Here is a 14,931-nt window from a genome sequence, read left to right as displayed (position 1 = left end):
ACGATGTAGAAAGGGCCATGGCTAGAAAACAAATGGACGAAGTATATAGGACCGTTTTGGGACATTTCAGACATGAAATCGGTCATTATTATTGGGAAGAATTGATCGCAGAAACGGAATGGCTGGAAAAATTCCGGTCTGTTTTTGGAGACGAAAGCATGTCCTACTCCGATGCGTTGGATACACATTACAGTAAGGGTGCTCCTGAAAACTGGCAGGAGAACTTTATTTCTTCTTATGCCAGTGCACACCCCTGGGAAGATTGGGCGGAATCATGGGCGCATTACCTTCATATGGTGGATACGCTGGAGACTGCTTATGCCTTTGGCTTGTCCATAAACCTCAAACTAACGGGGATTCCAGACATTGTTTCCACTCAGTTTTCGGAGGATGCCTATAGTTATGTTGATTTTTCAATGCTCCTCAATCAATGGACTTCTTTGTCTTTGGCGTTGAACAGCTTGAATAGGAGCATGGGCCTTCCAGATACTTATCCTTTTGTCATTTCACCATCGGTTAGCAAAAAACTGGCATTTATTCATGAACTTATTCATAGAAATAGGAATCAAGAAAAATAAATGATCCGGCTAGTTTAGTTGCATAGGGAAAGTAGGAATCGTCTATTGAATTATTAATGGCTTAATTTAATATAATTCTGCAATAGTTTCATTTTTCGCTTTTTATATGCGCTGAAGTAGTTCATTAAGATTTGTGTTTCTCACTTGTACCAAATGATGATCAATTCTCCATTTGTTGAAAGCCTCAGACTTCAAAGACGGATAAGCTTAGAGGCTTTTTTGCATTTGATAGTGGGGTTGAAACGCAAATGGTGGAGATAGGTAATCAAACAGGGCCGTAATTTTCTTTTTATATTAAGGCCCCAATGACCATAGGCGGAATTGGAGTTCAGCATAGATAAAATGATGCACCAAAATTTTGGATAAAAATTAATAAATGGGAGCAATTCCTTTGAAATAAGAAAGAAAGGCCTTAAAATATAAACTGACAAAGCATAAATTTAGACCATGAAATACCTTAAAATTTTTATTATTGTCCTTTTCAGTCTATTGTACGAAAAAGGATTGGCCCAAGAAAATTATTCTTTCGATATGCTTGGAAAACTAAAGACCTATTCTGCCAAGGAAATAGAATCTTCTAGGTGGTCTATAGGAGGCGAAACCTTAGATCGGGATTATGCTGATTACCATGCGTATAAAGGATACCTTGGTCCATCAGGAGCAAAGCGTATCCGACTACAAGGAGGATGGGCAAAATGTGAACAAATAAAAGGAGTTTATGATTTTGAATGGTTGGATCAAATAATTGATGATGCTTTGTCCCAAGGTGTGCAACCATGGCTGCAGGTTTCCTATGGTAATCCCATTTATGAAGGTGGTGGGGATGCCGCTTTAGCCGGAGGAATACCCACCTCAGAAGAGGCGTTGGAAGCATGGGATCAGTGGGTTGAAGCCATGGTTTATCGGTATAAGGACAAAGTTAATGAATGGGAAATATGGAATGAACCGGATATCAGTAAAAAAATGTCAGCCGAGGAGTTTGCTGCTTTTCATGTTCGTACTGGGGATATTATCAAAAGTATCCAACCGGATTCTAAAATTATTGCCCTAGGCCTTGCAGGTTTGAGTAGGACAGAATATGTAAAGTCAATTCTGGATATTTTAAAGGCTAAAAACAAATTGGATCAATTTGATGTGCTTTCATTTCATGGCTATAATTCTGTGCCGGAGAGATCCTATTCGGCAGTAGCTAAATTAAGAGAACTTGTTAGCTCCTTTGACCCTGAAATTGAACTTTGGCAGGGAGAAAATGGTGCACCCAGTACTCCCAAAGGCCAATCTGTTGGGGCGATGACGAAATATGACTGGTCTGAAATTTCACAGGCCAAATGGGTGCTGAGAAGGATGCTTGGCGACATGGGCCACGGCGTAGATGTTACGAGTGTATTTCAGATTTCAGACATGCATTATGCCATGGGCGACCATCTGGAAGGCCTCAATTCAAAGGGTCTTTTGAAAGTGGCCTCGGATGGAAGTATAGAAAAACCAAAAATATCCTATAAAGCCTTCCAAAATACGGTGAGTGTATTTTCAGGAGAAATTAGCAAAATCGAAAAAGCTGAAGTTTTAAAAGAGGTAAATGATTTGGTCGTTTTTTCTTACACAAAAAAGGGTGTGAGGGGTACAGCCATCACCTTATGGATAGGAGGTGAGAAACCTGAGGATCTAATGGATACCGAATTGGTGAACTTTACCATAACACATACCAAAATCAAAAATCCTGTATTCCTGAACCTTATGGATGGAACTGTATATGCCCTTAATGAGGACAATTACACTAAGAATGGTAAAGTATTATCCTTCCAAAAAATCCCCATTGGTGATTGGCCTATAGTTATTTTGGATAAGGACTGGCTGGAATTAGTTAATAATTAGTGTGTAAATTCCTTTTTTATATGGTTTTTCCAAGTGTCTCTGGTGCTTCTTCCAAATAGAAACCTGGTATTTTTTCCGCCACTATTCAGAAAAATGCCAGGTTTCTCAGGAAACATTTGAAGTTCCTCAACCGACTTTCTGTTAATAGCACCTTCCATGATTTTACTTCTCGGTACTTCTGCTTCATAGATCCCAAACAACCGCTATGGGTAAGTACCTTTACTATTCATAAAACTTTACCTGCCGGTCCTTAGATTAAATTGGTTGTACCCCCTTCTTTTAAATTTATGTCCATGCCTCTTTTATTGGTTTTCCAAGCACCTGAGGTAAAGTCAGGGACCTTCATTGTTTTGCCTTGTTGGGCTACTGATTGCTCACTCAAAGGAGTGACGGTAGTCCACAAGGCTGCATCATACACATCCATTTCCAATGGTAGGCCATTTCGAAGACAATCAATCAATCGCCAATCACTGGCGGTAACCCTTTCATAGCCTCTGCTCCCTTTTATGCCACCAGCCTGGGTTACTTTTTCATTAAATTTTTTGGTGATATTGGGTGTGTATTTTTCTACCAGTGCTTTGAATTCACTTTCTTCCATATACTCCTCACTAACCGCTATTCTCGGCGGCCTTGCTTCATAAATTCCTTTAGAACCACTGATCAATTGGAATCTGGAACCTGGCCGTGGTGAGCTGATATCATGTTGCAACATGATTGTTCTTCCTTTATAGGTTCGGATAAGAGTAGTATTCATGTTTCCACGGAATTTCAGTCCATCATAAGGATCAAAATAAGGATCTTTTTCTGCCAGTTCTTTCATTTTAGGCGCCATGGTAAAATCTCCGCTGGAAATGGATACCAAATACTCCATCTGATCTCCGTAATTAAGATCCATCATCTGAGCGACGGGGCCAAGTCCATGTTGAGGATAAAGGTTGCCATTCCTGCCTACATTTTCCTTTAAGCGCCAAGGTCGGTAGCCAAACCAATTGTCGGCATCTCTTTCCCATCTGTCCGGTCCATTTACCCTATCATGAACATAATTACCTTCTCCATGAACCAAATCACCAAAGAAGCCTTCTCTTACCATATTTAGAACAGTGGCAGACATGCCATCGTGACAAGAACCACAGCCCATAAAGCAATGCTTTTTTGTTCTTTCCGAAGTTTCCACCACCTGCCAGCATTCTTCCAGCGAAATACCTACCGGCAATTCAGTATAAACATGTTTGTCTCTTTCCATGGCATAAACGGCTATGGGCGCATGAAATTTCCAAGGGGTAGCAATGTAAATCAGGTCTATATCATTTCGATCACACAATGCTTTGTAAGCTTCTTCACCATCTGTATAAGTGTCCGGGTTATGTCCATAACCTTCTATTGTTTTAAGTGCTTTTTCAATATTTCCGGGAAGAATATCGCATAATGCTATAATGTCTACATTTGCTATGCTTGCAAAACGGTTTAATGTACCTGAACCTCGACTACCTATACCGATTAAACCCATTCGTACCCTGTCCATTTTTGGTGCCGCATAACCATGCATATTGAAAGATTGTCTGTGTAGCAGTTTTTTTTGAGTTTCAGCCTGTGAACTGCTGGCACCTACAACAATACCTGCACCGGCCATTCCGGCAACTTTGATAAATTCTCTGCGATTATTTTTCATTTTTAAAGTGGTTAAAATAATTTTTGAAAATTGGAATGGTAAAGGTGATTCCTTCTGTCAAATAAATTTCTTCCAATGCCCTAATCCCTTTACTATATAGTCAATACGAGAGAAATAATGAAAGAATATTCTAAAAATAGTAACGGAAACGTTATCGGAGCTTCAGTGAAAAATAAAAAAGCCCGACTTGAATATTAGCACGAATTTCAAGGCTTAGGAAATTAAGCGTTCATCAAGTAAACCTATAAGTGAACGCTGACTTCTATTGTGGCAGTACTTAATAAAATAAGGAAAATTGAATTACTTGATGGAGTTAAGTAGTAGGTGACTTTCTAAGTCAAACTAGTATTCTGATACAATTGATACATGGCCAGGCAGGCTTCCCCTCGAAGTACTGCGGATGCCTTTTCTCTTTTGTTATACAACCAAGAGTCTGCGTTTAGATGTAAGCCCCCTGATTTATTAAGGGATTGAATAAGTTTATCAATGGTAGAAATTGATACGGTTTCAACAGACTTGCCCGGTTTGCCGGCAGAAAGATCTTTTGGCATTTTGGGCATGTTTCGTAAAATACTTAGCCATAGTGTATAATCTTGGAAAGATAGTTTTTCCTTTGTTCTTGCCATATAGGAGTCAAAAAATCCTTTGGTACCCCAAAATTGTACTGCATCAAATGCCTTGTCCGACCGGTCAATGTCTTTAAAGTAAGTTAATATCTGACGGTTCTTAATTAGAATGTCCTGGAGCTGTAACACAGGTACATCCTTTATGTCAACCTTTAATTTTCTGGACAAGTGAGCCGCAATGCCGGCAACTTGCCCGATTCCCATCCATAAAGGTTCCATTCTAACGGTTGAATAGGAAACATGTGTTGTGGAGGCCGCTAAGGGGACAATTAGTCCCTGAACTTTTTCAGGAACCAAGATTCTATAGGGTATTTGGTAAGGAGATATTTCATACATCCCTATATAGCCTTCCAAAACCTTATTGTCCTTAGATGGAACCTTAGAAACAGGAAAACTATCTATAGGAAATTCACCCGTGATAATGGTGTCTTCAAAAACTGTCGTTCTTTGTGCATCACCTTGAAGTGTAACGTCATTCTCGGTGAGGGTATATTTTCCTTTTAGTCGTCTGGCCTCACGGATATACAACTGCCAGGGGAAGTGGTCATTGTCCGTAAATTCATCCTTAGGCAGATGGTATTTCATGGCCAGATTCCGCTGTTCTTCCGGGATTTCCGGATCATTCTGAACAAAATAAATCAGGCCTAAGGTTAGTTCTCTATGGTGCTGAAATATTCTTTCTCTGTTTTCCCATTTGGATTCGGGATAAGCATAATTTTCTCCAACAAATGGAAAACCCAAAGGCCTTGGGTTTATATTTACATCGTATTTATTATTAGGGATTTCCGTAAATGAAAATACCCGTACCATGGTATCAAAGTGGTCCTCATAATAACCATGTCCTTCTTTATATACCTTGGGTGCACTTAATCTACCTTCCTCTAAATCCTTGAAGTAAGCTACATAATTGTTTCTGTCATACCCTGAAGGAGGCTCAGAAAGCACATAGCTGTTTTCAGGATCATCCGTCATGCAAAGTCTATAAGTATAGGCCGGCAACCTGTCATCTCCATCTCCGGTTCCTCCTTCCAAAAACTTCTTTTCGTTGAAATCAAAAAATATATGCCCTGCATGTTTTTCTCCAAATTCTTCTTTTCCTTCCCTTCCCAAACGATAACCTGCCCCGGCAAGGGCAAAAACATCACCCTCGTAGGTGGCATCTATAAATACTTCAGCTTTAAGAAATTTGTTCTCACCGGTTTTTCTATCTTTAAATCCAAGCCTAGAGATTCTCCCGGAATTTAATTCAGCCTCTTCCAATTGATAATTGAACAATATCTTGATATTCTTCTCCTCAGCTATCATTTGGTTGAATACCAATTCGGCAACGGATGGTTCATAATAATAGCCTTCCTTGCAGCGCTTAACATTATCGGAATTTTCCCCATATTTATCGATATAGTATTGCAGTACTTTTTCTGTAAATTCTTTAAAAAGTCCTGCTATGGCTTCCTTGTTTTCTATATCGCTTTTCCCCAATCCACTTGTGGACATTCCCCCAAGATGTGAATGGTAGGCTGTAAGCATTACATTGGAACGCATTCTGGCGGCTGCAATAGCAGCCATTATTCCTGCAGGAGTACCGCCGACCACAGCAATATCAGTGATATCTTCTATTTTTGAACCTGAATTTTGATTCATGCAGGAGGCAGTCAGCCCGCTTCCTGAAATTAAGGTACCTAATGCACTTATTCTTATAAAATTTCTTCTTTTCATGATTTTATCGGAGCTTTTGGAAAACTTGTTTTATTAATCAATAAGGAGAGGTGCAAATTTTCACCTTGCTAATTTAAAGTGGGCATTTCCAGTTTGTCCAAATCTGAAATTTTGATCTTTAAAACTTCGATTTTTTGTTTAGCAGATCCGGCAAATGCAACAAGCAAGTGACCATCATGCTCAATTACATGGGGATAATCAATATGGCGCCCACCGGTGAGGTAACCCATTTTTGTAAATACCATTCCATCCTCACTTATTGACAAGGCAAGAGGATCTCTTCTTTTAGGATGTGGGTTGGACACCAGCACATACCTGCCATCACTTAACCTTAAACCATTAAACTTTGACCTGGCATCAGGGAAGTTAGTCCGTACAGGATTGCTCCAGGTCCTTCCATTGTCTATGGAAAATGCCCTGTATAGGTAACCGCTTTTTCTATTGTCTCGAAAAAGAGCCATCAGATTTTTTCCATCAGGCAGAATCCACCAATAGGGTTCTTCCGGGTCCATATCCGCTGTAGATCCCATGACCGGATAAGACTCCCATTGGTCAAAACCTTTTGTCCCCCCGAGAAGAAATTCAATGCCACTTTCCTTATAGTCATAGGCTCTTCTAGACATCAACCAATCTCCGGACGGAAGCAATTTTGGAGGGAAATTATTGATTGCATTTTTATAGACAAGTCCTTTTTCTTCCCATGATTTGGAAGCCTTGTTCCACTTGAACGCCCTTAATTCCAAACTTGGACCAAAAAAACCAGCCGCTTCGTCAAGAGATGCCAAGGCGAGAAGCTCTCCCTCTCTTTGCCAGAAGCCTCGTGAAATCCAACGCATTCCCTGTTCCGTTCTGGTATTGTAATGAGTTGATTCAGGTCCCGAACCTTCAGGGTAAGGCGTAAGGAAATCAGGATCAGTCCAATTAAGGCCATCGGGGCTGGTGGCAAATTTTACTACCTGACCCACTCTGTCTTCTACCCCGGGACCATCACTCCACATTAACCAATATTGGTTGTCATAAAAAGTAAGGTAGGAATGTTGATTAACGCCACCACTCTCTTTGGCTTTATTAAAGCTTTTATGCTCAATGCCAGAAGTTACATCACTTACTACCACATGTTTAGATGGTATTTTAGGGAGATTGTCAAAGTCTATGTCATGTGGATGTCCAAACCAATCTCCGGTTAACATTAGATTAGAGCTAGGATTACTTTCCGGATTAGGATAATCTTCAATGGAGGTTTGTTCTTTACTTTGCGTGCAACTGATAAGTTGAGAAAACAATAGTGCGGAAAATAGAAGTCCTATGACTGATGATTTTGTGTTCGTGTACATGCTTTGTTGGGCAAAAATTATTGTTTGTTAATTGATACTAATAATTCATTAGATTAGGCTAATTGTAGGCTTACCCCATATCTATTGAATGTCAATCGTACAAAATAGCCAATTTATTTTTATTAGGCTTGATTAATTGTTTTACTGGTTATAATAAGTGCCAAAATTTGAATTTCATTTGATATAATTATGAGAAAGCAGGTGGGTAAATATGAAATTTATTACATTTATAAAAGAGGGTTTACTTGAAATATTGGCAGGTGTTTAATCTTAGTCAATTCTTTAGAAGCATGTGAACCCTCAACTCACTCAAAATCCCGGTTGGGACTAAGTAGAGAGGAATTTAAATTCGACTCATAAAACAGGGCGGCAATAACTGTTTTAGTTTTGCCACCCTGTTCCTTGAAATAAACCAAGCCTAAAAATGATTTGTTTGAAACAATGCTTCAGCCTACTTTTTTTATCCATTTTCTCCTTCCAAAATTATGCTCAATCTGACAATGACGAAAACCTTAAAGTTGGTTGGTCTACTGTTGACATTACACCTGATAAACCGGTCTTGGTGGCAGGACAATTTCATGCGAGACTATCAGAAGGGGTAATGGATCCTGTGACCGCTACCATTCTTGCGTTAGAGTCAGGGGAAGGAACAAATTCAGAGAAAACGATTTGGATAAGTTGTGACCTGGTGGGAATAAGTGATGGAATGAGAGCTACAGCCAATTTACGTGATGAAATAAGAAATAGGGTTATTAAAACGATTCCAACTATTAGGCCTGAACAAATCATTGTAAATGCTACCCATACCCATGCAGCACCTTACGTGGCATCTACAGCTCCTGTAGAAGACATTTATGGGGTAAGTTTGGAGCAAATGGCCAATGGTAAGCCGGCCATGTCTCCTGCAACCTATATATCTTTTGCAGCAGATAAAATAGCGGAAGGAGTTTTTGATGCTTGGGGAAAAAGAAAACCAGGGGGAATGAGTCTTGGCCTCGGGCATGCTGTGGTGGGATTAAATAGGCTTCAAGCCCTTAAACATGGGAAATCACGTATGTATGGCAATACCAATTCATCTGAATTTAGCCATATAGAAGGGCATGAAGACCATAGCCTAAACCTGATGTATTTTTGGGACCTAAATAAACAACTGACTGGTGTTATAATTAATGTAGCGGCACCTTCTCAGGTTAGTGAACATTCCTATAAGTTATCGGCAGATTTTTGGCATGACACCAAAGTTGCCTTGAGAAAAAGTTTAGGAGATTCCATCTATGTGTTGGCGCAAGCAAGTGCTGCAGGAGATCAATCGCCGCATGTTATGGTGGGGTCAAAAGCAGAAGAAAGAATGCAGCAACTCTTGGGATTTGGTGAAGAGGGAACCGGCAGAGGTAGTCTTGCACAGCGTAAGCAAATTGCCAAGCGCCTAGCTGATGAAGTGATCGATTTATTTCCTGTCATGAAGGCCAATATTGAATGGCAGCCGGAGTTCAAACATGAAAAGAAATTGGTACCCCTTTCAAGGAGGTTACTTAGTCCGGAAGATGTAGCTGAAGCCACCGAGGAGGCCAAAAGCTGGCAGGCTGAATATGATAGATTAAAAGCTGAGGTGCGCGACAATCCGGTAATGATTGAAACCCCAAGGTGGTACAAGGATATTACCATTAGCTACAGCAAGCTAAGAAGAGGTTTGGTGGTTGCGGAAAGGTATGAATTGGAAAAAGTTCAACCTAAAATGCCCATTGAAGTGCATGTGCTTAGGATTGGGGATGCTGTTTTTGCGACCAACCCCTTTGAGCTGTATTTGGATTATGGGATGCAAATGAAGGCGCAGAGTCCGGCCATTCAGACTTTTATTGTACAACTTACAGGTTCAGGTTCTTATCTGCCAACCAAGCGTTCTATCAATGGCGGTGCTTATGGGGCTGTTCCTGCGAGTACACTTATAGGTCCCAAAGGTGGAGATGAATTGGTAGCCGAAACACTTAATATCATAAACACCATGTGGTAAAATTTCATCTACCACTTTAATCAGAAAAGTTTCAGCCATGGATATAATTTATGGCTTCGTATAAAAACGAGCTTTTCTGAACGATTAAAATATTAATTTATGATTATGGAAAAATATATACCAATTAATTATCAAGTTTTAAGCGTAAAGAACAAGCTTTTATTTACCATTTTTTTCTACGTAGTAATTACTGCTTTTCAACTCAAGCCCAATGTTACTTTTGGACAAAACTTATACATAGGTGCAGCCACTGTGGACATTACACCGAAACTTCCTGTGGCAGTAGATGGTCAAATGACAGTTCGCATAGCGGAAGTGGCAGAAACACCCTTAACAGCCAATGTCATTGTTCTAGAATCCAGAGGTGAAAATACTACAGTAATTGTTTCCTGTGATATGGTCACCGTTCCTATAGCATTAAAAGAAATGATCCAGAAGGAGGTTAAAAAAAGCTTGCCTGTATTGGATACAAAAAAGATCATAATTAACGCTACGCATACCCATACAGGTGGCGTTGTGAGAGACAATCGATACAACATTCCTGAAGGAGTTACCCAAGTAAAGGATTATTTGGAATTTGTATCCGACCGGGTAGCCAAAACCATTGTTACAGCTTATAATCAGCGAGAGCAAGGCAGTGTTTCTTGGGGCATTAGCCATGCAAAAGTAGCTTATAATAGAAGGGCAGTCTATGAAGATGGTACAGCTAAAATGTATGGAAATACTGCTCAATCAAATTTCATTAAAGTTGAGGGCTATGAAGATCAAGCCATTCAATCCTTGTTTTTTTGGAACAATAAAGGAGAATTTGTAGCCACATGTATCAATGTGCCAAGTCCGGCGCAAATTGTAGAAAATAGATCTACAGTCAATGCTGACTACTGGCACCCTGTACGAGAAGGCCTTAAAGAAAAATATGGCCGCCAATTGGTAGTGGCCGGCTGGATAGGAGCAGCAGGTGACCAAACGCCTAGACCTCGATATGATGAATTTGCAGAGTGGAGAATGATCGCTTTGCGCAATGAAAAAAAGAGTCCTGATTTCGCTACCCATACCGGAGGAGTAAATTTCAGGAATGAATATCACTTGAAAGAAATTGCCGCAAGAATAATTCGTGCAGTAGATGAAACCTATGAAACGGTTAAAATTGACAAGCATGAAACGCCTATAATGAAACATGAGGTGAACAATATAGAACTTCCAATGCGGGTGGTAACAGAAAAAGAATACAATCATGCGCTAAAAATGAGGAATGAGGACTTGAATGATCCTGAGCGGGCTCAAGTATTCAGCCGAAGAATTGTTTGGTACAATAAGGTCCTGGACCGGTATGCTGTCCAACAATCGAACCCCCAACCCATGTATCCTGTGGAACTTCATGCGCTGCGAATAGGGGACGTTGTGATTTGTACCAATCCCTTTGAGTTGTTTACTGAATACGGAATACAAATGAAAGCCAGGAGTAAGGCTTTACAAACTTTTGTGGTGCAATTGGTGGGGCCTGGAAATTATTTGGCTACCAAGGAAGCTGTAGCAGGAGGACATTACTCTGCCATCGTTGAGAGCAATGAAGTAGGACCTGAAGGAGGTCAAATTCTGGTAAACTGGACCGTTTCCATGATTGATAAATTGTGGCCATAAGATTGGAATTAGATATGATTCGAAAGTTGAATGAAATAGAACTGCTGTAAATATGATGAGAGAAGGATATATAAAAACAATTGTACTAACATGCTTCTGCCTTTTGGTAATGAGCCCTATAATGGCCTCTCAACTTTATATTGGGGCCCGAACAGTAGATATTACCCCAAAACTGCCTGTGGCCGTTACCGGCCAATTTCATCTTCGAATAGCTGAGGTTGCTGAAACCCCTTTGGTTGCAACTGTTATGGTGCTCGAAACCAAAGGTGAAGATGGAGAGCAAGCCATTATGGTTTCATGTGATGTACTTTATATTCCTAAAGATCTTATTGGCCTGGTAAGGCAGCAAGTAAAAAAGCAAATACCTGAAATTGATGAAACCAAAATTTTCTTCAATGCTACCCATACCCACACTGCACCAGTATTGGCTTTGGAAGGAGAGTATTTGATTCCTAAATCCGGGGTCACTCAAGTTAAAGATTACCGTAATTTCTTCGTGGAAAAAGTGAGTGCAGCCATAGTGGAAGCATGGAAAGAAAGGGCTCCCGGATCTGTGGCTTGGGGAATGGGTTATGCGGTGGCAGGTTATAATAGACGAATTGTCTATGCCGATGGGACCTCCGGAATGAGCAGTAAAACCAATTTACGGGAGTTTAGAAGCTTTGAAGGCTCAGAGGATCACAATGTCAACACCTTGTTTTTGTGGGATGAAAAAGGTAAGCTAATATCCATAGTAGTTGGCGTGGCAAGTCCTTCCCAAGAGGTAGAAGGCCGCCATGCTGTCAATGCCGATTATTGGCATCCGGTTAGGGAAGGCCTTAAAGCTAAGTATGGAAAAGAGGTTAATATTTTAGGCTGGGCAGCAGCTGCAGGAGACATCACACCCCATATGAGATATAGAAAAGCTGCCGATGATCGGATGCGAAACCTCAGAAACCTTAGTAGAACAGAAGAATTGGCACGAAGAATAATTCTGGCGGTAGATGAATCCTATGATGCTGTAGCTTCAGAAAGACATTCCGTCTTGGAATTTAGACATCATGTGGAAGAATTGTCTTTGCCTGAGCGATGGGTCACTGAAAAAAACTATTTGGAAGCCAAAGCTTTTGTTCAAAATGCCAAAGAGCAAATTGCCGAGGATCCTAAAGCTGCTGACGCACTATATCGAATGATGAATTGGCAGGAAAGAACGGTAAAACGCTATGAGAAGCAATTGGAAAACCCCAAGCCATTGTATCCCATGGACTTGCATGTCATCCGCTTGGGGGATATAGCTATTTGTACGAATGAGTTTGAACTGTTTTCGGATTTTGGCATGCGAATAATGGCCAGAAGTAAAGCTTTGCAAACTTTTGTAATTCAGCTCGCTGGAAGTTCAGATTGGGGTTCTTATCTACCGACACAGCGTGCTGTAAATGGTGGCGCATATAGTGCAGTCATCCATAGCAATATAGTAGGACCTGAAGGAGGTCAGGTCTTGGTAGACAGGACAGTGGAGTTGATTGATCAATTATGGGACAAAGAAGTTAAATAATAAACAATAACATTATGGTGAGATTATGTGTGTTACTGGCCATGACCTTTTGGTTGATTGTGCCTTTGCAAGCCAATGATTTATACCTGGGAGCTGCTACAGCAGATATTAGTCCAAAATTACCTGTGGCACTTATGGGACAGTTTCATATGAGAATTGCAGAAACGGCAGACACTCCTTTGTATGCTGGAATAGTAGCCATCGAATCAAGAGATGGTCAGACTGGATTAGATACAGCAGTTTTTGTTTCCTGTGACTTGGTATATATTTCTGCCCGGTTGAGGCAGGAGCTTAGGGAGGAGGTAGCCAAACGAATTCCCGGTTTTAATGTAAATAAAATTATTGTAAGTGCTACGCATACCCATACAGCTCCGGTCTTGGAAGACGATTTGGAAGAGTCTTCATTTATCTATCCCATTCCGGATGAAGGCGTAACCAAGGTGAAAGATTATCGGGCTTTATTTGTAAGGAATGTGACAGCTGCCATAGTTGAGGCTTGGGAAAATCGAAGCAAGGGAAGTGTAACCTGGGGAATGGACCGTGCGGCAGTAGGATACAATCGACGAACGGTCTATAAGGATGGGACCAGTGTAATGTATGGGAATACTAATAAAGAGGAATTTCAAAACCTTGAAGGCTATGAAGACCATGATATGAATGCCTTATTTTTCTGGAACGAAGCAGATGAATTGTTGGCCATGAGTGTGGATGTGGCCTGTCCGGCCCAAGAGTTCGAGCACAAAACCACCGTCAATGCAGATTATTGGCATCCGGTTAGGGAAAAACTGAAAACCCGTTTTGGTAATGAGATAAGTATTCTGGGGTGGATAGGTGCAGCAGGAGACCAATCCCCACATAGTATGTATAGAAAAGCCGGCTTGGCCAGAATGCAGGAACTTGCTCAAAAGACCCGGATGGATGACATTGCCGAACGCATCATAAGGGCAGTGGAAAATACCTATGAAATTGTAAAAAATGACCGGCATACCAATGTGGCTTTTCACCATAAAATGGAAAACCTTGAACTACCGATGCGTATCATTACAGAGGAAGAATACATAGCTTCTGAAAAAGTGGTAAAAGATTGTCAGGATCAAATAGCTGCTGATCCCTCCAAGGCCCCTTTGCTTTATGCCAAAATGACTTGGTTTGGGGATGTTTTAAAACGGTACGAAGCACAACAAAAAAATCCTGAAGCTACCTATACTTCAGAGATTCACGTGTTGCGAATTGGTGATGCAGCAATCGCCACCAATCAATTTGAACTGTTTACCGATTATGGTATTCGCATTCAGGCCAGAAGTAAGGCCATACAAACTTTTGTTATCCAATTGGCTGGTCCGGGCACTTATTTACCTACCGAAAAGGCCATTGCAGGTGGAGGATACAGTGCAGTCTGTCAAAGCAATATAGTGGGGGCAGAAGGAGGACAATTGTTGGTAGACAGAACTGTGGAAATTATCGATAAGTTTTGGGAAGAAGAGGGCCAAGTCTATATCAATCAAAAATTATAAAGCATCAATAATAGTAAGGATATTAGTTAATAGAGAATGAATAATATAAAAATCAGTCAGATCATTATTTTTTTATACCTCTTAGGAGTTTGTTTTTTACAATCATGTGGAGAAAAAAGCAGTGAACCGTCAAGTAAAGGCTCAGTTTCTCCCGAAAATGCAGTGGCTACTTTTGAACTGGCTCCGGGCTTTCAAATGGAGATAATAGCCCACGAACCCTTGGTTATGGATCCTGTGGACATGGAAATTGATGAATTTGGGAGATTGTATGTAGTGGAGATGCCCGGGTATCCGATTGACAAAAGTGGCTCCGGTAGAATTGTACTCCTTTCAGATACCGATTCGGATGGGGTAATGGACAAGCGGACCGTTTTTGCAGACCAATTGGTTTTGCCTAATGGTATCATGCGGTGGAAAAATGGCGTCTTGATAA

Annotated in this window: 9 protein-coding genes and 1 pseudogene; 7 read left to right on the top strand and 3 right to left on the bottom strand. The window is 40.7% G+C overall.

Annotated features, from left to right (window positions below; all coding sequences use genetic code 11):
- The coding region (locus AAC037_RS06025; RefSeq protein ID WP_339902138.1) for a putative zinc-binding metallopeptidase at positions 1–578 on the top strand (578 nt) is incomplete at its 5' end.
- A gap of 447 nt (positions 579–1,025) precedes the next feature.
- Positions 1,026–2,453 carry a hypothetical protein gene (locus AAC037_RS06020; protein WP_339902137.1) on the top strand — a complete coding sequence of 476 codons (1,428 nt, stop codon included), beginning with the start codon at positions 1,026–1,028 and terminating at the stop codon, positions 2,451–2,453.
- A 250-nt stretch (positions 2,454–2,703) separates the two neighbouring features.
- Here AAC037_RS06020 and AAC037_RS06015 read toward each other — a convergent pair whose 3' ends face one another.
- The 3 genes from AAC037_RS06015 to AAC037_RS06005 form a co-directional block, all read right to left on the bottom strand.
- Positions 2,704–4,122 carry a Gfo/Idh/MocA family oxidoreductase gene (locus tag AAC037_RS06015; protein ID WP_339902136.1) on the bottom strand — a complete coding sequence of 473 codons (1,419 nt, stop codon included), beginning with the start codon at positions 4,120–4,122 and terminating at the stop codon, positions 2,704–2,706.
- A gap of 332 nt (positions 4,123–4,454) precedes the next feature.
- The gene (locus AAC037_RS06010) at positions 4,455–6,464 is read right to left on the bottom strand and encodes an FAD-dependent oxidoreductase (RefSeq protein WP_339902135.1); all 2,010 of its coding nucleotides are present in this window, start codon (positions 6,462–6,464) and stop codon (positions 4,455–4,457) included.
- A gap of 68 nt (positions 6,465–6,532) precedes the next feature.
- The gene (locus AAC037_RS06005; protein ID WP_339902134.1) at positions 6,533–7,798 is read right to left on the bottom strand and encodes an exo-alpha-sialidase; all 1,266 of its coding nucleotides are present in this window, start codon (positions 7,796–7,798) and stop codon (positions 6,533–6,535) included.
- Between the two features lie 424 nt (positions 7,799–8,222).
- Here AAC037_RS06005 and AAC037_RS06000 point away from each other — a divergent pair, with 424 nt between their 5' ends.
- The 5 genes and pseudogenes from AAC037_RS06000 to AAC037_RS05980 all read left to right on the top strand — a co-directional run.
- The gene (locus AAC037_RS06000) at positions 8,223–9,809 is read left to right on the top strand and encodes a hypothetical protein (protein WP_339902133.1); all 1,587 of its coding nucleotides are present in this window, start codon (positions 8,223–8,225) and stop codon (positions 9,807–9,809) included.
- A 105-nt stretch (positions 9,810–9,914) separates the two neighbouring features.
- Complete coding sequence (locus tag AAC037_RS05995) at positions 9,915–11,450, top strand: hypothetical protein (protein WP_339902132.1); 1,536 nt, start codon at positions 9,915–9,917, stop codon at positions 11,448–11,450.
- A gap of 109 nt (positions 11,451–11,559) precedes the next feature.
- On the top strand, positions 11,560–12,984 hold the full coding sequence (locus AAC037_RS05990; protein WP_339902131.1) for a hypothetical protein: 1,425 nt from the start codon (positions 11,560–11,562) through the stop codon (positions 12,982–12,984).
- A 14-nt stretch (positions 12,985–12,998) separates the two neighbouring features.
- Entirely contained in the window at positions 12,999–14,498 is a 1,500-nt protein-coding gene (locus AAC037_RS05985; RefSeq protein ID WP_339902130.1) for a hypothetical protein, read from the top strand.
- Positions 14,499–14,534: 36 nt separating this feature from the next.
- Positions 14,535–14,931, top strand: a pseudogene (locus AAC037_RS05980) (dehydrogenase); the annotation flags it as partial.

The sequence above is a fragment of the uncultured Cyclobacterium sp. genome, from assembly GCF_963976465.1.
Taxonomy (GTDB): domain Bacteria; phylum Bacteroidota; class Bacteroidia; order Cytophagales; family Cyclobacteriaceae; genus Cyclobacterium.
This window is presented reverse-complemented; position numbering and strand designations above follow the sequence as displayed.

Coding starts and splice junctions, on each gene's coding strand:
- AAC037_RS06015 (WP_339902136.1), bottom strand. CDS start 4,122: ATGAAAAATAATCGCAGAGAATTTATCAAAGTTGCCGGAATGGCCGGT.
- AAC037_RS05990 (WP_339902131.1), top strand. CDS start 11,560: ATGAGCCCTATAATGGCCTCTCAACTTTATATTGGGGCCCGAACAGTA.
- AAC037_RS06005 (WP_339902134.1), bottom strand. CDS start 7,798: ATGTACACGAACACAAAATCATCAGTCATAGGACTTCTATTTTCCGCA.
- AAC037_RS06020 (WP_339902137.1), top strand. CDS start 1,026: ATGAAATACCTTAAAATTTTTATTATTGTCCTTTTCAGTCTATTGTAC.
- AAC037_RS05985 (WP_339902130.1), top strand. CDS start 12,999: ATGGTGAGATTATGTGTGTTACTGGCCATGACCTTTTGGTTGATTGTG.
- AAC037_RS06000 (WP_339902133.1), top strand. CDS start 8,223: ATGATTTGTTTGAAACAATGCTTCAGCCTACTTTTTTTATCCATTTTC.
- AAC037_RS05995 (WP_339902132.1), top strand. CDS start 9,915: ATGGAAAAATATATACCAATTAATTATCAAGTTTTAAGCGTAAAGAAC.
- AAC037_RS06010 (WP_339902135.1), bottom strand. CDS start 6,464: ATGAAAAGAAGAAATTTTATAAGAATAAGTGCATTAGGTACCTTAATT.